Genomic DNA, 16,731 nt, shown 5'->3' with positions numbered 1-16,731 from the left:
GCACCATGGCCGCCATCAATCTCAGCGCAAAGAAGCGCGCGACGTTCCACGAACTGCGTGTTGCCGAGGTGCGCGCCCTCACCGAATCGAGCGTTGAGGTCACGTTCGACGTGCCCGGCGAGCTCGCACCGGAGTTCACATACCTCGCGGGTCAGTACCTCGCGCTACGCACCACCCTCGACGGCGAAGATCTGCGCCGCTCCTATTCCATTTGCCGCCCGCCGACGCCCGGCCGCATCTCCGTGGCGATCAAGCGGGACCTCGGCGGCCGCTTCTCAAGCTGGGCGAACGAGTCGTTGCGCGCGGGTGACACGCTGCAGGTAATGACCCCGCAGGGGGCGTTCACCTCGAACCTCGAAGAACTCGACGGACGGCACGTCGTCGGCATCGCGGCGGGTTCTGGCATCACTCCGATTATCACGATGGCGCACCGGGTGCTGACCCGCAGCGAGACCAGCAGGTTCGACCTGCTGTTCACGAATCGCTCGTCGCTCGACGTAATGTTCGTCGAGGAGCTCGCCGACCTGAAAGACCGCTTTCCGACGCGCTTCGCCATTCACCACGTGCTCTCGCGCGAGCAGCGTTCGGCCCCGATCATGTCTGGCCGCCTCGACGAGGAGCGAATGCGCACCATCTTGCAGACGGTGATTCCGGTTGCGATGGCCGACGAGTGGGTGCTGTGCGGCCCATTCGAACTCGTACAGCTCTGCCGCGACCTGCTCGCGGAACACGGCGTCGACCCGTCGCACGTCCGCTTCGAACTCTTCTCAACCGGGGAGCCGGCGCCGACGCGGGCGCGCCCCGTCGAGCTGCGCACGGGCGAGCAAACCGTGACCATCGATTTCACGCTCGACGGCACTTCGGCCTCGGTCGAGAGCCCGGTCAGCGCGCACGAGACGATCCTGAACGCGGCGCTTCGCGTGCGCAGCGATGTGCCGTTCGCCTGCGCGGGCGGAGTCTGCGGCACCTGTCGCGCCCGCGTCGTCACCGGTTCGGTCTCGATGACCGAGAATTACGCGCTCGAGTCCGACGAGATCGACCGCGGCTACGTGCTCACCTGCCAATCCCATCCGCAGTCCGACCGCGTGGTCGTCGACTACGACGCGTAACCCGATCGGAGCCCCGCATGAATCGCACGGTCACTCTCGCCATCTCCGACGGCGTCGCCGAAATCACGCTCGCTGCGCCGGATCGCCTGAACGCGCTCGCTCCCGCCGATATCCGCGAGCTCGCCGAAGCCTACGACGAGGCCGAACGGCAGCGCGTTCGGGCGCTCGTGCTGCGCGGTGACGGCCGCGCGTTCTGCGCCGGGCGCGATATCTCGGGCGTCGACCCGCGCACCGATGACGTGCTCGGATACCTCGACGGGCTCGTGCAGCCGCTGCTCGAACGCATGAGCCGTTTCCCTGCCCCGACGTTCGCCGCGGCACAGGGCGCGTGCCTCGGTGTCGGGCTCGGCCTGCTCATCGCGACCGACGTCGTGTACGTGGCTGAGTCGGCGAAGATCGGCAGCCCCTTCGCGAATCTCGGCGCGACGCTCGACTCCGGTGGGCACGCACTGTTCTTCGAGCGGCTCGGCGCGCACCGCACGCTCGACCTGATCTACACGGGGCGCCTGATGTCGGGATCTGAGGCGGTCGTCGCCGGACTGTTCTCGCGGTCGTTCCCCGACGCTGATGTGCTCGAAGCGACCCGTGCCGCTGCGGCGAGCGCGGCGCAGGGAGCGACCGAGGCGTTTCTCGCGTCGAAGGCTCTGGTCGCTTCGCTTCGCGACGAGCGCATTGGCCTCTGGGACTCGATGGCCGCGGAGACGCGCGTGCAGGCAGCGCTCTGCGACACCGACGACTACCGCGAGGGTTTCGCAGCGTTTCAGCAGAAGCGGCGACCGGTCTTCACCGGCGGCCGCGGCGAGGCGCGCTCGTGACCGGCGCTGACACCGGCGCTGGCAACGTAGGCGGCGTCAGCGGGGCTGGCGGCGCAGGCAACTGGGTCGCTGAGAATGGCGCCGGCGAACTGGCGAAAGCCATGGGGATCGAGTTTCTCGAGTTCACCGTCGAGCGCACTGTGGGGCGCATGCCGGTGCTCGGCAATCGGCAGACGGTCGGCTTTCTGCACGGCGGCGCCTACGTGGTGCTCGGCGAGACGCTCGGATCGCTCGCTGCGAACCTGCACGCCGGGCCAGGCCGCCTCGCGGTCGGCGTCGACATCAACGCGACCCACACCCGATCGGCGACCGAGGGGTACGTCACTGCGGTGTGCACTCCCGTGCATCTCGGCGGCAGCCTCGCGGTGCACGAGATCGTGGTGACCGATGACCAGGGGCGGCGATGCTGCACGATGCGCATGAGCAACATGATCAAGGCGATGCCGGATCACGCCCGCACCGACCTCTAACTACACAGCCACTTCAGGGCCCCCGTTCGGTGAGGGATTCGGCTTCGGTGCGCTCCTTCTTCTGCGAGCCACCTCACCGAAGGCGAATCTCTTACCGAGGGTGGGGCATCGAGCCCGGGCGCACACCCACCCGCACCTCGCGGTGCTCAGCGGCGCGGGCCACGGCCGCGTCGATCTGGGCGAGGTCGAACTCTGCACCGACGAGCTCCGCGAACGGATACTCGCGCCAGTTTCTCGTCAGAAACTCGACGGCGCCCGCAAGGTCTGACGCGACGTAGTTGTGCACCCCGGTAATGGTGACGAGTCCGCGCACTACCCGCTCGGGAACCACCGGCACCGCGTCCGCCGGAAACACGCTGCCCACCCAGACGACCGCGCCACCCACCGCGACGGCGTCGAGCCCGGCCGCGACCGCCGCGGGCGACCCAGAGGCATCGATCACGACGTCGTATTCGCCCGGATCAGAGGAGTCCGCCGTCTCGCCCGCGTGCGCGAGCGGATCGACCACGTGTGCGGCACCGAATCGCCGGGCCCACGCGCGCCGATCCGGGTCCGGGTCCGACACCGTCACGGCCGCACCGCGCTCGGTCGCCATCGCGGTCACCGCGAGCCCGATGAGCCCAGCACCGGTCACGAGCACGGAGATGCCAGAAACTCCCGAGAAGCTCCGACCACCCGGCGCACCCACGTCCACGCCAAGCGGCACCGTGCGCGACGCGGCGGCGAGCGCGGCGTGGGCCGTCGCGATCCCGCAGCCCGCCGGAGCAAGTACGGCCGCGGGCACGTCCTCCGCCACCCGCAGTAGTGAAGTGCCTGCGAGCAGGTGGACGTGCGTCGCGAATCCGCCGCTCAGCTGCCAGGCTGACGTGCCTGAGGCGGGGGCGCCGAAGCGGGTGTGGCCGTACTTCCGCAGGGTGCGACACTTCTGCGTGAGTCCGCGTTCGCACCGGTCGCACGCACTGCAGTGCACGGAGATAGACCAGACGACGCGGTCACCGAGTGCCACGGGTGTGCCGTCGACGTAGCGCGCAGCTTCGCCCACCCGCACGACGCGGGCGACGGCCTCGTGACCGAGCACGAGCGGGACAGGCTCGTCGCGGTGCCCGAGCACGGTGTGCACGTCGGATCCGCACACAGTCGCAAGTTCCACACGCACGAGCACATCGGCGTTCCCCAGCTCGACGTGCGCAACCTCCCGCGCCTCGTGCCCGAGACCACCCCCAAGAAACACCATGCCAATTCCCGGGCCCCCGTCCCCCGAGCCCCGGTCCCCCGAGCCCACATCCCCCTCTTCTGTCGTCGCAAACAATCCCTTCACGAGGCTGATGCGCCGATTTGCGACGACAGAACGGGCGACTCGACGGGCTGGGGCTGGGGCTGGGGGGCGGGCGAGAGCGCGGGTGAGACCGCGGTCGGGAGGAGCAGCCTCGTGGCTCGCAGGGCCGTCACGTCCTCGAGCACCTCGTCAGCACCCGCGGCCTCCAGGGTCGCGCGGTCGTGGGCGCCACTGAGCACGCCGGCGACGAATCCGGCACCGGCGCGGCGCCCCGAGGCGATATCGCTCGCCGTGTCCCCGATCACCGCGACGCGATCCACCGAGTGGGAGTCGGTGCGCATCAGGGCGGTCAGCACGAGGTCGGGTGCCGGCCGACCACGGCCGGCGTCAATGGGCGAGAGCGCCACGTCGACGAGGTATTGCCAGCCGAGCCCGTCGAGAATGGCGTCGCGCGTCGCGGGCGCGAAGCCCGTGGTGAGCGCGACTTTCAAGCCAGCGTCGCGCAATTCGGCAATCACGTCGGCGGCGCCGGGAATCTCTTCGACGCCGTGCTCAGCGACGAGTTCGCCGTAGGCGGTTTCGAAGGCGGTGTTCGCCTCGTGCGCCAGCTCGAGGTCGCCGCCAGCGAGGTGCGTGAAGACGTCGATTTTCGACTGGCCCATGGTGCGGCGCACGTAGTTGAGGGCGTCGTCCCACGGCATGTTCGCCGCGACGCCGGTGCGCTCGTTCGCGCGGGTGAAGGCGAGCTCGACGACCCCGTCGTCGAGCACGGTGGTGCCGGCCATGTCGAGCACAACGAGTTCGATCGGAGCGAGCGCTGATACAGCGGGAGCTGGGTGAAGAGTCATCGGAGATCCTGTTCTCAAGCTGGTGCAGAAATATCGGTCGCGGCGGCGACCACGTGTTCGGCAAATCCGAGACCGCAGGTCATGCCGATCCCAGTCGTGACGGCGAGCGCGTACACGCCGGGATCCAGTTCGCAGCGCAAGAAGTCGCGCGGCGCGCTCGCGTACACGCCCTGCCACCGCTCAATGACGCGCGGCGCCGCGATGCCGAACAGCGCGCTCGCCTCGTCGAGAATGGCCTGCTGCGCGTCCTCCGACTGGAAAGGCGAGGCGACGCTGTCGCGCACGTGGGTGTCGCCGAGCAGCAGGCTGCCGTCGGGCAGCTGCGTGTACATCTGGTTCAGGTCGATCGCGGCGAGGTCGGGCCGCTGGCGGTGCAAGTGCTCGCGCACGAACACCGCCTCTGGCAACCGCGCGAACCGGCCGTACCGCACGAGCGACCATCCGGTGAGTAGCGGGGCCCCGAGTGGTTTCGGCAGCGCGGCCTGCACGCGCATCATGTCGAGCGCGCAGCGCTCTACCTCGGCATCGTCGGCGACGTGGGGCAGCAGCTGGTCGATGTCGTGCCCAACAGCGACCACGACGGTGCCCGCACTGACGCTGCCGCGCGTGGTGTCGACGCGCCCGCTCGAGACGCCGGTCGCTGAGGTGCGCATGCGAAACTCGACGCCGCGCGCCGCGAGAAACCCCGCGATACGATCCGCTGCGACACGCGGGTCAGTCTGCAGATCGGTCTCGATCACGCCACCTCCCACCGCGACCCCGGGCGCCACGGGCGCGGCGTCGGCAAGTTCCTGGGCATCGAGCAGCCGGATCCCGCCACCCGCTGCCGCCGCCTCGATCAGCCGGAACTCGTCGTCGTGCCGCGCCGCGATGAGCGTGCCCGACTCGCGCAGCCAGAACCCGGCATCGCGCGCGAGCCGCAGCCAGAGCTCCCGGGCGGCGTCGGCGTAGCCGCGGGCCTCCCCCGTCTGCGCGCCAATGCAGAGGTGACCGAAGTTGCGGATGGTCGCCCCCGTGATGCGCGCGCCGCGCTCGATCACGACTACGCTCAGCCCGCGCCTGACAGCAGCGTATGCGGCGCCGAGCCCGACGATGCCGGACCCCACGACCGCGACATCGAAGCAGCCGCCGGGCGCCGATCCCGAACTGAATTGCGCGCCGCCGCCAATCATCGCAGCGCCTTCCGCAGCCACATCGCGAGGCCCTCGACGCACAACACGACGACGAGAATCATGAGCACGATCGACCCCACGAGCTGGTAGTTCGAGCCCTGCCCCGCGTTCAGCAGGTAGTAGCCGACGCCGCCACCGCCGACGATGCCGAGCAGCGTCGCGGCGCGCACGTTCGTGTCGAGCAGGTAGAACGTGTGCCCGATCAGCGCCTGCGCGCCCTGCGGCACGGTCGCACCGAAGTACATCTGCGTGCGGCTCGCGCCATTGGCGATCAGAGCGCGCTCTGGCCCGCGCGGCACCTCCTCGAGTGAGTCGGCGATGAGCTTGCCGAGCAACCCGATACCGCCGAACGCGAGCGCGATGGTGCCCGCCTGCGCACCGAGTCCCGTGATCACGATGAGCACGATCGCGAGAATCAGCTCGGGAATGCCGCGAATACCGACGAGCAGCAAGCGGAATCCGGATCGCGTCGCCGGGTTCGGCGCAACGTTTCTGGCCGCGAGCGAGCCGATCACGACCGACGCGATGAACGTCAGCAGCGTCGCAGCGAGCGCGATCTCGACCGTCTCAACCATCGCGGCGAAGATTGTCGCGAACCCGTAGTTGCCGAAGTTCGGGGGCCAGAATGACGCTGCGACCGCTGGCAGCTTCGCCCAGAACGTGAAGAAGTCGCTCCACACGATGCCGCTCACGATCACGCCCGCGATAACGACGGCGAGCGCGAGCCAGGCTGCGGCGGTGTTGCGCACCCGTGCCGCAGGCCAGGGGCGGCGCAGCGCCGAGTCGACGGAGGCGAAGCGCGGATCGGCGGTCGGCGCCGATCCGCGAGCCGCCCCGCCCGACCCTGCGTGAGACAACAGCTTGACGAACACGCCCTTGCCCGCCTGCTCGCCGAGCATGGTGACGCGCACCGCGCTTGAGACGACCTCCATCACGACGCAGAGCACGAAGATCACGAGTGCGATGCCGAGCCCGAGCCCGTAGTTCAACGATTTGAACGCGTGCGACATTTCGAGGCCCAGACCGGCGACGCCGACGTAGCCGAGCACGACCGAACCGCGCAGGTTGATGTCGTTGCGGTGCAGCACGGTGGCGACCCACGACGGCAGCACCTGCGGCAAGATACCGACGGTGAACTCCTGCAGCTTCGAGCCGCCGGCGGCGCGCACGGCCAGCCGCGGGCCCTCGTCGATCTGCTCGATCGCGTCGGCGAACAGCTTCGAGATCATGCCGATGGAGTGAATGCCGATCGCCAGAATGCCGGGCAGTGAGCCAAGCGAGAAGAGCAGCACGAAGACCATCGCGAGCACGACATCGGGCACTGCGCGGGTCAAGACGCCGACGAAGCGGGCGAGGGCGCGCCATCCGGGGCTCGGCGAGGTGTTGGCCGCCGCGAGATAGGCAACCGGCACCGAGAGCGCGGCGGCGAGCACCGTGCCGGTGAGCACGAGGCCGACCGTGAGCACGGTGAGGTGCAGCAGCTCGGCCGGTTCGGGGAACTTCAGGGAACCCACGCGGGCGAAGAATCGCTCGGCGTTCGACGCGCTCTCGAACATGCCAGGGATCGAGATGTCGACGCGCGTCAGCGCGATGATCGCGAGCACGAGGAGGATCACGAGGGAGACGCCCGCGGCGATGCGCTGCGGGTCGCGGCGCTGGGCTGGCGCGCGGCGTTCGAGATCGGCGTGGGCGGGGCTGCCAGGTTCACTGGGTGCACTGGGGCTGCCGGTCCTGCCGGTGCCTCCCGCGTTTCCCGGAGCGGCGAGCAGCGTCATCGCACCAGCTCCGGCTGCGCGGCGCTGACTGCAGTGGCGGCAGCGGCCGGGACAGCGGTACCAGCGGCGCCCGCGGTCCGCAGCTCCCGCTCCACGGCTTCGAGCTCGCCCGTCGACGTCGCGACGCGGCCGTAGATCTCCATCACCTCAGCGCGGCTGAGACCCTCAGCGGGCAGGTCGAGCACGCGGGCGCCGTGGCGCAGGCCGACGATGCGATCCGCCCACGAGATGGCGAGGTCAACCTGGTGCAGGCTGCACACGACGGTCAGCCCGTCGGCCGCCGCGATCTCGCGAATGAGCGCCATCACCTGCGCGCTCGACTCGGGGTCGAGCGACGCGACCGGCTCGTCGGCCAGCAGCACCTCGGGGTTCTGCATCAGCGCGCGGGCGATGGCGACGCGCTGCTGTTGCCCGCCCGAAAGGGTGTCGGCGCGCTGGTAGGCGCGATCCAGCAGCCCTACGCGATCGAGGTGCCCGAGTGCGCGGCGCTTCAGCGCGCGGGGGTAACTGAAGAGCCCGAGGCGCGGCCCGCGCAGGGTGCCGAGCGCCCCGCTCAGCACGTTTTCGAGCACCGTGAGCGCCCCGACGAGCTCGAACTGCTGAAAGATGAAGCCGACGCGGCTGCGCAGTTCGCGCAGCCTTCGCCCACTCAGCTGCGGTACCGATTCGCCGAGCACCTCGACGGCACCTGCCGTCGGCGTTTCAAGCCCGTTGATGTGGCGCAGCAGGGTGGACTTGCCCGATCCCGAGAGGCCGAGCAACACGACGATCTCCCCGCGATCGACCCGCAGGTCGACCGCGTCGAGCGCGGTGGTCTCGGCGTATCGCTTCGTGAGCCCCGTCAGACGGAGCACTGGTGCGGTGGGGTTCTCATGCATGGTGTCGGCCTCTCGAGCAGTCGGATGATCGGGCTGGGTTTTGCCCGGTTATGCGCGGGTTACGCCCGGGTTATGCCCGGGAAAATGCGTGGCTTACGCCTGGCACTGTTCGGCGTTGGTTTCCTTGCAGATGTCGCGAATCGTGTTGTAGTACTCGTCATCGACGGGCTCGGTGGAGTAGAACGTCGCGCGGAATGCATCGCTGTCGGCGCCGTCGACGCCCGACTTGATAATGTCGTCGATCGTCACCTCGCCAAGGAGGTCGACGAGCTGGGTCTGCAGGTCCTTCGGCAGGGCGTTCGCCATCACGATCGGGGCTCCGGGCACCATCGTCTCGTCGATGACCTTGACCCTGTCGGACTTTTCGACCTCACTGTCTTCAGCGAAGCCGACCTCGCACTCGACACCCTCGCCGACCTTCTGCACGCTCACGTCGTGCTTCCCAGCGAACACCGGCGTGATGTCCTTTTCGGGGTCGATGCCGGCCTCGAGCAGGTTGTAGCTCGGGAAGAGGTAGCCCGACGTCGACGACGGATCGACGAAGCAGACCTTCTTGCCCGCAAAGTCATCAATCGACGTGATGTCGCTGGCGGTCGGCACGATCGCCTGCGAGAAGTATCCGGGCTCCTGCCCCTCGTCCGTCACGATCGACGAGATCGGGGTGAGCTCGGCGCCGTTGTTCGTCGCCGTGACATAGGTGAAGCCCGAGAACGAGGCGATGTCGATCTTGCCCGCGATCGCCCCCTCGATGAGCGCCGCGTAGTCGGTCGACTCGTGGTATTCGACTGTTTTGCCGGTCTCCTGCGCGATGTAATCCATGAGGGGCTGGTAGTTCGTCTCGGTGTCGACCGAGTCGGGCACGACGCCGAAGACGAGTGTCTCGGAACCGACGGCGAACGCGCCGTCGGTGCTCGAGCTGCTGCCGCCCTCGGCAGCGTCGGCCGAGTTGGCACAGGAGGCGAGGCCGAGGCCGAGGAACGCGACGGCCGCCAGGGCGGCGGTCGACTTGAGTGCGCGGAGCTTCATAATTGCCTTTCACAGATGAGGTACGAGCGTGTACGAACCGGGAACCACGATGACATCGCGTGCCGCGGAAATATACCTATCTCGCGAGGATTCAGCGCCTGTTCACCGGCTGCTCGCTTCAGTTGAACAGTTGGTGACGCTGTGTTTACCCCGGGACGGCGGATGCCATCGAGGTTAAGCTGCCTACGTGAGCAAAGTTGTCTACTTGAGGATCGCCGACGAGCTGCGCGAGCGCATCGTTTCAGGGCAGCTCGCGCCCGGCGCCGATGTGCCGACCGAGGCAGAGCTCTCCGAGCTGTGGCAGACCTCTCGCGGCCCCGTACGCAATGCGCTGGCTACGCTCAAAGCCGAGGGGCTCGTCGACACGGGTCGCGGACGGCCCGCTCGCGTCGCCCGGCGGGAACCAGCGCAGGCGCTCGACGTGAACATCCCGTTCACGCGCTGGGCCGAAAGCATCGGTGCGGTGCCCGGAGCGGTCACGCAGCACATCTCACGCAGACGCTCCGACGCGAGCATCGCCGAAGAGTTCGGGATCGCCGTGGGTGATGCCGTGGTCGAAGTACTCAGGCTCCGCTTACTCGATGGTCGGCCGACGATGCTTGAGCGACTCGTCTACACGGAGGAGGTCGGCCGGGTGCTCTTCACGCACGACCTCGATCGCGTCTCAATCACTGAGCTGCTCGCCGACGCAGGGTTCTTGCGGGGCGGGGTCACCCACGAGATCGACGCGATCGCCGCCGAGCCGCTCGACGGCGAGTTGCTCGGCGTGGCCGAAGGGTCGCCGATCCTGCGCCTGCACCGCGTCTCCCGCGACTCCGAGGGACGCATCACGGAGGTCTCGGACGATCATTACCGCAGCGACATCGTGCGCTTCACCCTCGCGACCCCTGACCCGCAGACCCGCCCGGCCCCCGGAGCCCCCTACCTCAGAGGCCTCACCCCCTAGCTCAAGCCCCCCCCCCCCCGCCCTGCCCCCCTACCCCCTCGCCCCTCTCTTTCTGTCGTCCCAAATGATCCGATCAGCTTCGCGAAGGGATCATTTGGGACGACAGAAGGGGGCGCAGCGGGGGGTGAGGGAGGGGAGGAGTGAGAGGGGAGGGAGGGGAGGGTTAGGGGGGGGTTAGGGGGGGGGTTAGGGGGTTGGGGCTAGGGCGCGAGTTCGGGTGCCCGCGGCCGGGGTGCAGAACACCGCGAGCAGCACCAGCACCATGGGCGCGAGCAGCGCGCCGCGCAGTGACACCGCCTCGCCGATGAGCCCGAGCGCTGGCGGGCCGACAAGAAACGCGACATAGCCGACGGTTGCGGCCAGCGAAACCCGCTTCGCCGACTCGGGGCCAGAGTCGCCGGCCGCCGAGAGCGCGACCGGGAACCCCAGCGAGGCACCGAGCCCCCAGAAGACCACCGCGATAAGCGCGACGATCCAGTTGTCGACGAGCGACACCGTTGCGAGCCCGGCCGCCGCGAAGAGCGCGCTCGCCCCGAGCACTGGCCCGCGCCCGAACCGGGTGACCGCTGCACCCCCAAAGAACCGGCCCGCCGTCATCGCCGCGGCGAAGATCGCGTACATCGCAGACCCCCACGCGGGGTCGAGCCCGTGCCCGTCGACCATGATGAGCGGCAGCCAGTCGTTCGCGGTGCCCTCGGCGAGCGCCATCGCGAGCACGACCGCACCGATCAGCAGCAGCCGCCGGTCTTTCCACACGGGTGTGCGGGGCGCGTCCCCCAAAATGTCCGAGCCGATCACGCCGGTCTTTCCCGTCGCGCTGGGCAGCCGGCCGATCGCGAAGGCAACCCCGACGAGAGCAATCGCACCGACAATGAGCAGGTGCCACAGCACGGGGAAGTTCCAGGCCGTGAACGCGATGCCCGCCGTCGCACCAATGACGGTGCCGAGGCTGAAGAAGCCGTGCATGGCAGGCAAGAACGTGCGGCCCGTTTCGCTCTCGATAGCCGCGCCCTCGACGTTCATCGCGATTTCGGCGCCGCCCATGCCGAAGCCGAAGAGAAACAGTCCGACTGTCACGAGCACCGGAGATCCAGTGACCGCGCCGACGCCGATCACCGGCATGCACAGCACAACGCACGACATCCCGGCGGCGATGAGCGGCCTGGCCCCGAGCCGAAGCACCAGCGGCCCTCCGCCCAGAATCCCGACCATTGATCCCGCGGCGAGCCCGAACAGCACGAGCCCCATCTCGGCGGTCGACGCCCCTATCGCATCGCGAATGGCTGGCGTGCGGGTCACCCACGATGAAATTCCGAGGCCGGGAACCAAAAAGAGGATCGCGAGGGCGATCTGACGTGCGCGCACCGCGCCACCTCCGCATTCTTGTACGTTCGTACACATGAGTTGAGATGTACGATCGTACACATGTCAGCGGCGCGAGATCAATCCCCGACGCAAGCAGGCGTTCGCGCGAGCGGCGGGCGCCGCGACGTCATCATCGCTGCGGCACTCGAGACGATTATCGAGCGCGGCGTGCACGGCACGAGTCACCGCGTCGTCGCAGAGTGCGCCGGTGTGCCGCTCGGCTCAATGACGTACTATTTTTCGGGCCTCACCGAGCTCCTCGAGGAGGCATTTGCCCTCCTACAACACCGCATCGCCACCGAACACCGGGACGTACTGGGTGCGGCGCGATCCCGCACGGAAGCCGTCACCGCGATCGTCGAACTCATCTCGGGCGACCGCGGCCCCACGCCCGATCAAATGCGCGGGCTCGCCGAGATGTACGCGTTCGCGAACCACAATTCGCGCGTCGCCGCCCTCAGCCGAGATTGGCTCGATGTCACCGCGGTGACCCTGCGCGGACACTTCGACCCCGGTACGACGTCGGCACTCGACGCCCTCATGGAGGGCTGGAATCTGCATCGCGCCTTCGTCGGCGCCCCGCCGGATCGCGCCGTCGTCGAGCGCGCGGTGCGCGGGATCGTTGGCGGCGAGTAGCCGAATTGGCGCTCACCCACCCCACACTCATTAGCGGCTCACTACGATTTACTGAGTACACGAACTGAGGAGGTCGCCACGTGACCGAAGTGCTTTCTGAGCTGGATCGCCGCATCATCGGCGCCCTGCAGGCCGACGGCAGGGCCTCGTGGAGCAGCATCGCGCGCGCGCTCGATGAACCGCTCAGAACGGTGGCGCGACGCGGCAAGGATCTGCTGGAGTCTGGCCTCGTCAGCGTGGTGGGCCTGCGAAACCTCGGCCCGACCTGCGTGATCGAGATCGCGTGCAAGCCGTCACGCCTGGAGTCCCTGGCCGACGAGCTCTCGCAGCACCCTGGAGTCGTGTACGTGCTCGTGCTCGCGAACCCCTCAAGCCTGCTGGTCGAGGTACACGAGCAGGCATTTGACCTCAGCACGATGACACTCTCCGTCATCCCGGCATTCGCCGGTGTGCTCGAGGTTTCAGCGACGCCGGTGCTGCACTACTTCAAGACGAACGCGCACTGGCGACCCTGCATTCTGTCCCCCGAAGAGTCGCTGCGGCTCGGCAATCAGCCCCGCGGCGAGGAGTCAACCGCGCCACCTGAGACTCTTGATGCTTCCGACTCCGCGATCGTTGACGCACTCGAACACGACGGCCGAGTCGGCGTCACCGAGCTCGCCGAACTCGCCGGCGTCACTGAACCGACCGCGCGCAAGCGGCTGATCGATTTGCACGCCAGAGATGTGTTTGCGACACGAGTGCTGTTGGATCCTGCACTGCTCGGTTTCGGCATCGAAACGTGCTTGCGCATCGATTGCGCCCCCGAAGACGTGCGCGAGGTGGGCGAGGCAATCGCAGCGCTCCCCGAGAGCCGCTACGTCGCCGAACTGCTTGGCGAGCACTCGCTCATCGCGCACCTCAACACCCGGGACATGCCCCACACCCGCGAGCTGTTGCACGGCGATTGGACGAAAGTGGTGCGCTCACTCCACCCCTCGCTGATCACGCGGGTCGCCAAGCGGAGCGGACGCAGGATTCCAGCGAAGGCGTAAAAACATAGTTTCACAATCTCGCTTGGCATTTTTCAGAAGTCATGATTGACTGACTGTCCGTAAAGGTAAGTCAATGATGATTGGACGTACGCCATGGGAAACCTGGTCGAGCTCACCGCGACCGAGCTTCGCAGAGCGCTCGGAGCGCGCGAGGTCAGCGCGGTGGAGGTGGTCACCGAACACCTGAACAGCATCGAACGCGGTGCCCGGGTGAACGCGATGGTCACCGTCGACGCGGCGGGCGCGCTGAGTCGCGCCGCCGAACTCGATCGTCAGGGTCCGAGCGCGGAGCTGCCGCTTTTCGGCCTCCCCGTCGGCATCAAAGATACGCACGACACCGCTGGCATGCGCACGACGTACGGCTCTATTCGCCATGCCGATCACGTGCCCGACCACGATGCACTGCACGTGCGCCGCATGCGTGACGCCGGCGCGATTGTGATCGGCAAGACCAACGTCCCCGAGTATGCGGCCGGCTCGCACTCGGTCAATCGCGTATTCGGGGCGACCCGCAATCCCTATGCGCCCGACCGCTCGGCGGGTGGCAGTAGCGGCGGGGCCGCTGCTGCGCTCGCGGCACGGCAGGTGACCCTCGCCGACGGCAGCGACATGGGCGGCTCCCTGCGCAATCCGGCATCGTTCTGCAACATCGTGGGGCTGCGGCCCTCATACGGCGTCGTTCCCCCCGCCGAGGCCAACAATCTGCTCACACCGCTCACGACCGCCGGGCCGATGGGCCGTACGGTCGATGATGTTGAGCTGCTGCTGTCCGTGATTGGGCGCGCAGACGCACGCACCCCGGTCGCTGATCCCACGCGGCTGGCGCGGTTTGAGACTGACGACCGCGGCCTGCGCGGGTTGCGCGGGCTGCGCGTCGCGTGGGCCCCGAACTTCGGCGGCCAAGTGCCGGTCGAATCCGACGTACGCGACGTGCTTGCTCGCGCCGCCGCGGTGTTCGTCGAGCAGGGTGCGCACGTCGAAGAGGCGTCCCCCGATCTGAATGGCGCGGCGGAGGCGTTCGTGCAGTTGCGCGCCGCCGAGTTTGAGGCAGAGTGGGGCGACACCCTCGATTCGGATCCCGAAGACTTCAACGATCGCCTCGCGTGGAACATTCGCCTCGGACGCACCCTCACCGCTCGCGACCTGATGCGCGCGCAGGAGCGCCAGTCCACGCTCATGCGGGGCGCCGCCCGGTTTTTCGGGGACTACGACGTGCTGCTCGCGCCCGCCGTAACGGTGACGCCGTTTCCCATTGAGTGGGATTACCCCGAGACGGTCGCCGGGGAGCCGCAGCAGCACTACCTCGACTGGATGCGCGCCGCAACGACCGTGACCATGCTCGGCGTACCCGCCCTGTCGGTGCCCGCGGGGTTCACTCCGGAAGGGCTGCCGGTGGGCCTGCAGATGGTGTCCGCACACGGCTCAGACCACCGGCTACTCGGCCTCGCGCGCGCCTACGAGGCCATCACCGGGTTCGCGAAGCTCGCTCCCGCCATTGAGTGATACCGCCTCCTCCTCGCGCATGCCTTCCCGCGCTCTCCCTCCCTGTTCTTCTCCCACACACTCATCCCCATTGGAGCACTGAAGCACCATGAAACCACGACTGTTTACCCCGGGAAGGTTCGCCATCGTGTGCGTGCCCTCGCTCGGCTTCTTCGCGATCCCCTTCCTCCCGTTTGCCCAGGAGCCCGTGCTGTGGTTCGGGCTCCCCGCCGTGCTCGTCTGGAGCGTACTGATGGTGCTGTTGTCGGTCGCAGCGCTGCAGATCGTCGAGTCGATGTATCTGCGCGCCGGAGGCCGTGAGGCCGATCAGCAGGAGGCCGAACGATTTGCAACGCAGCAGATCGAGCTGATCCGCGACGCACGCATCGCCGCAGAAGAGAGCGAGGGCGTGCGATGACCGTCACCGTCATGATCGTCGTCGGCATCGTACTGATCGGCGTACTCGGGCTCGCGAGCCGACGCCGCCAATCGAATATGAGTAGCTGGACCGTCGGCAGCCGCAGTAACCCGAAGTGGACGTCGTGGTTTCTGCAGGCCGGAGAATCGCTCACCACGTTCAGCTTTCTCGGCCTCGCCGGAATCGCGTTCGGCGGCGGCGTCAGCGCCGTCTTCGCCGTGGCGTACCTCACCGTGTCGTGGTTTGGCCTGTACTTCGTCACGCCGCGCATTCGCGAATTCGGCCAGCGGCGCGGATACCTGACCCTCGGCGACTTCTTCGAGGATCGCTTCCGCAGCCGGTGGCTCGGCCGCGTGGTCTCGCTGATCGGCGCACTCGCGCTCATTCCCTACCTGCAGCTGCAGATCACAGGGCTCGGGCTCATCGTCGAGCTCGCGACGGGCAGCGAGCGCGCACGCGGGCTGAGCATGGTGATCGCGAGCATTTTGGTCGCGATCTTCGTCGCCTGGTCTGGCATCAAGGGCATCGCCCGCGTCGCCATTTTCAAGGACATCATGATGGTGGTGGCGCTGCTCGTGATCGCGATTGGGCTCGCCATTTCGTTCGGCGGGATCCCCGAAATCTTCGGTCAGATTGCACGCGAGGCGCCGGTGCTCCTCACGATGCGCGTCGAGGGCTACGATCCGGTGTTCTTCGTCACGGCGACCCTCGTCACGGTGATCGGCTCCAGCTTCAACACCCTGCCGCACCTGTGGCCGCCGGTGCTCGCGGCGAAGAGCGGCGAGGTGCTGCGGAGCAACGCGAAGTGGCTGCCGATCTACCAGTTGGTGCTCTTCCTGCCCATCAGTGTCGGCCTCGCTGCGGTACTCGTGCTGCCGAAGGACACCACCGGCAACACCGTGCTGCTCACCATGACGGGCGAGATTTTGCCCGAGTGGCTCGTCGGAGTCGTCGCGATTGCGGGCGCATCCGCAGCGATGGTGCCCGCTGCGGCAATCGTGATGGGTATCTCGACGCTCATCACCCGCAACGTGGTCAGTGGTCTGCGACCCGCGCAGCAGATGACGGTGAACTACGTGGTCATCGTTGTCGCGATCGGGCTCGCGCTCGCGTTCGGGCTGGTGCGCTCCGACATCGGCGCGCTACTGCTGCTGACCTACGGCTGCACCACGCAGTTCGCCCCGGCGATCGCGATTGCGCTCGCCGACCGGGTGCGCGTGGGAGCATGGCCGATTGGCCTGAGCATCGTCACGGGAGCGTTGACCGTGGCAATTATCACGTTCGCAAACATCCCGATTGGCAGCTGGGACTCTGGGCTCATTGCACTCGCGCCCAACCTGATCGTGCTGGTCGTCGCCGAGGCCATCCGCCGGGCCCGTGGTGGCGGAGACGTCGAACAGGTCGAACTCCGCCTCCCGGCGGCGGCCGTCGCGGCGCACTAACGGCGCTGCGAGCCCCCATCAATCATCCGGAGCGGGGCC

Annotated in this window: 16 protein-coding genes; 9 read left to right on the top strand and 7 right to left on the bottom strand. The window is 68.0% G+C overall.

Translation table 11 applies throughout. The features are described from left to right. The first annotated feature begins 5 nt into the window (after nt 1–5). From paaE to ACFWHR_RS01635, 3 genes are all read left to right on the top strand, one after another. A complete protein-coding gene (gene paaE, locus ACFWHR_RS01645) occupies nt 6–1,109 on the top strand; it encodes a 1,2-phenylacetyl-CoA epoxidase subunit PaaE (RefSeq protein ID WP_382446523.1) in 1,104 nt (367 codons plus the stop codon). A 17-nt stretch (nt 1,110–1,126) separates the two neighbouring features. After that, a complete protein-coding gene (locus tag ACFWHR_RS01640; RefSeq protein WP_382446522.1) occupies nt 1,127–1,924 on the top strand; it encodes an enoyl-CoA hydratase/isomerase family protein in 798 nt (265 codons plus the stop codon). A 101-nt stretch (nt 1,925–2,025) separates the two neighbouring features. Beyond that, nucleotides 2,026–2,394, top strand: coding sequence for a PaaI family thioesterase (locus ACFWHR_RS01635; RefSeq protein ID WP_382447741.1), 369 nt, complete (start codon nt 2,026–2,028; stop codon nt 2,392–2,394). A gap of 91 nt (nt 2,395–2,485) precedes the next feature. Here ACFWHR_RS01635 and ACFWHR_RS01630 read toward each other — a convergent pair whose 3' ends face one another. From ACFWHR_RS01630 to ACFWHR_RS01605, 6 genes are all read right to left on the bottom strand, one after another. Continuing rightward, complete coding sequence (locus tag ACFWHR_RS01630; RefSeq protein WP_382446521.1) at nt 2,486–3,628, bottom strand: zinc-binding dehydrogenase; 1,143 nt, start codon at nt 3,626–3,628, stop codon at nt 2,486–2,488. Between the two features lie 80 nt (nt 3,629–3,708). After that, nucleotides 3,709–4,518, bottom strand: a complete 810-nt coding sequence (locus ACFWHR_RS01625; protein ID WP_382446520.1) for a phosphonatase-like hydrolase — start codon at nt 4,516–4,518, stop codon at nt 3,709–3,711. A gap of 14 nt (nt 4,519–4,532) precedes the next feature. Then, complete coding sequence (locus ACFWHR_RS01620; RefSeq protein WP_382446519.1) at nt 4,533–5,711, bottom strand: TIGR03364 family FAD-dependent oxidoreductase; 1,179 nt, start codon at nt 5,709–5,711, stop codon at nt 4,533–4,535. Then, on the bottom strand, nt 5,687–7,465 hold the full coding sequence (locus ACFWHR_RS01615) for a PhnE/PtxC family ABC transporter permease (RefSeq protein WP_382446518.1): 1,779 nt from the start codon (nt 7,463–7,465) through the stop codon (nt 5,687–5,689). Before ACFWHR_RS01615 ends, ACFWHR_RS01620 begins: the two co-directional genes overlap by 25 nt. Next, the gene (gene phnC / locus ACFWHR_RS01610) at nt 7,462–8,343 is read right to left on the bottom strand and encodes a phosphonate ABC transporter ATP-binding protein (RefSeq protein ID WP_382446517.1); all 882 of its coding nucleotides are present in this window, start codon (nt 8,341–8,343) and stop codon (nt 7,462–7,464) included. The genes ACFWHR_RS01615 and phnC overlap by 4 nt, the downstream gene beginning before the upstream one ends. A 93-nt stretch (nt 8,344–8,436) precedes the next feature. Next, entirely contained in the window at nt 8,437–9,369 is a 933-nt protein-coding gene (locus ACFWHR_RS01605) for a phosphate/phosphite/phosphonate ABC transporter substrate-binding protein (RefSeq protein ID WP_382446516.1), read from the bottom strand. A gap of 187 nt (nt 9,370–9,556) precedes the next feature. Here ACFWHR_RS01605 and ACFWHR_RS01600 point away from each other — a divergent pair, with 187 nt between their 5' ends. Then, on the top strand, nt 9,557–10,315 hold the full coding sequence (locus ACFWHR_RS01600) for a GntR family transcriptional regulator (protein ID WP_382446515.1): 759 nt from the start codon (nt 9,557–9,559) through the stop codon (nt 10,313–10,315). 186 nt (nt 10,316–10,501) lie between these two features. On the opposite strand, the gene ACFWHR_RS01595 is transcribed toward ACFWHR_RS01600, so the two are convergent. After that, nucleotides 10,502–11,680 (bottom strand): MFS transporter, encoded by a 1,179-nt coding sequence (locus ACFWHR_RS01595; protein ID WP_382446514.1) that lies wholly within the window; start codon nt 11,678–11,680, stop codon nt 10,502–10,504. Nucleotides 11,681–11,740: 60 nt separating this feature from the next. On the opposite strand from ACFWHR_RS01595, the gene ACFWHR_RS01590 reads away from it, so the two are divergent. The 5 genes from ACFWHR_RS01590 (at nt 11,741) to ACFWHR_RS01570 (ending at nt 16,692) form a co-directional block, all read left to right on the top strand. Continuing rightward, on the top strand, nt 11,741–12,316 hold the full coding sequence (locus tag ACFWHR_RS01590) for a TetR/AcrR family transcriptional regulator (protein WP_382446513.1): 576 nt from the start codon (nt 11,741–11,743) through the stop codon (nt 12,314–12,316). A gap of 80 nt (nt 12,317–12,396) precedes the next feature. Continuing rightward, a complete protein-coding gene (locus ACFWHR_RS01585; RefSeq protein WP_382446512.1) occupies nt 12,397–13,350 on the top strand; it encodes an Lrp/AsnC family transcriptional regulator in 954 nt (317 codons plus the stop codon). A 93-nt stretch (nt 13,351–13,443) separates the two neighbouring features. Continuing rightward, complete coding sequence (locus ACFWHR_RS01580; RefSeq protein WP_382446511.1) at nt 13,444–14,853, top strand: amidase; 1,410 nt, start codon at nt 13,444–13,446, stop codon at nt 14,851–14,853. Nucleotides 14,854–14,941: 88 nt separating this feature from the next. Then, on the top strand, nt 14,942–15,250 hold the full coding sequence (locus ACFWHR_RS01575; protein ID WP_382446510.1) for a hypothetical protein: 309 nt from the start codon (nt 14,942–14,944) through the stop codon (nt 15,248–15,250). Further along, nucleotides 15,247–16,692: a sodium:solute symporter gene (locus ACFWHR_RS01570; RefSeq protein ID WP_382446509.1), complete on the top strand. Its 1,446-nt coding sequence runs from the start codon at nt 15,247–15,249 to the stop codon at nt 16,690–16,692. Before ACFWHR_RS01575 ends, ACFWHR_RS01570 begins: the two co-directional genes overlap by 4 nt. Nucleotides 16,693–16,731: the final 39 nt, after the last annotated feature.

The sequence above is a fragment of the Leucobacter sp. NPDC058333 genome, assembly GCF_042726155.1.
Taxonomy (GTDB): domain Bacteria; phylum Actinomycetota; class Actinomycetes; order Actinomycetales; family Microbacteriaceae; genus Leucobacter.
The sequence above is the reverse complement of the archived record's forward strand: the minus strand, read 5'-3'. Positions and strand labels throughout refer to the sequence as shown.

What these genes read in the sequence shown, in the direction of transcription:
- ACFWHR_RS01580 (WP_382446511.1), top strand. Translation starts at nt 13,444, where the DNA reads ATGGGAAACCTGGTCGAGCTCACCGCGACCGAGCTTCGCAGAGCGCTC.
- ACFWHR_RS01605 (WP_382446516.1), bottom strand. Translation starts at nt 9,369, where the DNA reads ATGAAGCTCCGCGCACTCAAGTCGACCGCCGCCCTGGCGGCCGTCGCG.
- ACFWHR_RS01575 (WP_382446510.1), top strand. Translation starts at nt 14,942, where the DNA reads ATGAAACCACGACTGTTTACCCCGGGAAGGTTCGCCATCGTGTGCGTG.
- ACFWHR_RS01640 (WP_382446522.1), top strand. Translation starts at nt 1,127, where the DNA reads ATGAATCGCACGGTCACTCTCGCCATCTCCGACGGCGTCGCCGAAATC.
- ACFWHR_RS01625 (WP_382446520.1), bottom strand. Translation starts at nt 4,518, where the DNA reads ATGACTCTTCACCCAGCTCCCGCTGTATCAGCGCTCGCTCCGATCGAA.
- paaE (WP_382446523.1), top strand. Translation starts at nt 6, where the DNA reads ATGGCCGCCATCAATCTCAGCGCAAAGAAGCGCGCGACGTTCCACGAA.
- ACFWHR_RS01630 (WP_382446521.1), bottom strand. Translation starts at nt 3,628, where the DNA reads ATGGTGTTTCTTGGGGGTGGTCTCGGGCACGAGGCGCGGGAGGTTGCG.
- ACFWHR_RS01635 (WP_382447741.1), top strand. Translation starts at nt 2,026, where the DNA reads ATGGGGATCGAGTTTCTCGAGTTCACCGTCGAGCGCACTGTGGGGCGC.
- phnC (WP_382446517.1), bottom strand. Translation starts at nt 8,343, where the DNA reads ATGCATGAGAACCCCACCGCACCAGTGCTCCGTCTGACGGGGCTCACG.
- ACFWHR_RS01615 (WP_382446518.1), bottom strand. Translation starts at nt 7,465, where the DNA reads ATGACGCTGCTCGCCGCTCCGGGAAACGCGGGAGGCACCGGCAGGACC.
- ACFWHR_RS01570 (WP_382446509.1), top strand. Translation starts at nt 15,247, where the DNA reads ATGACCGTCACCGTCATGATCGTCGTCGGCATCGTACTGATCGGCGTA.
- ACFWHR_RS01590 (WP_382446513.1), top strand. Translation starts at nt 11,741, where the DNA reads ATGTCAGCGGCGCGAGATCAATCCCCGACGCAAGCAGGCGTTCGCGCG.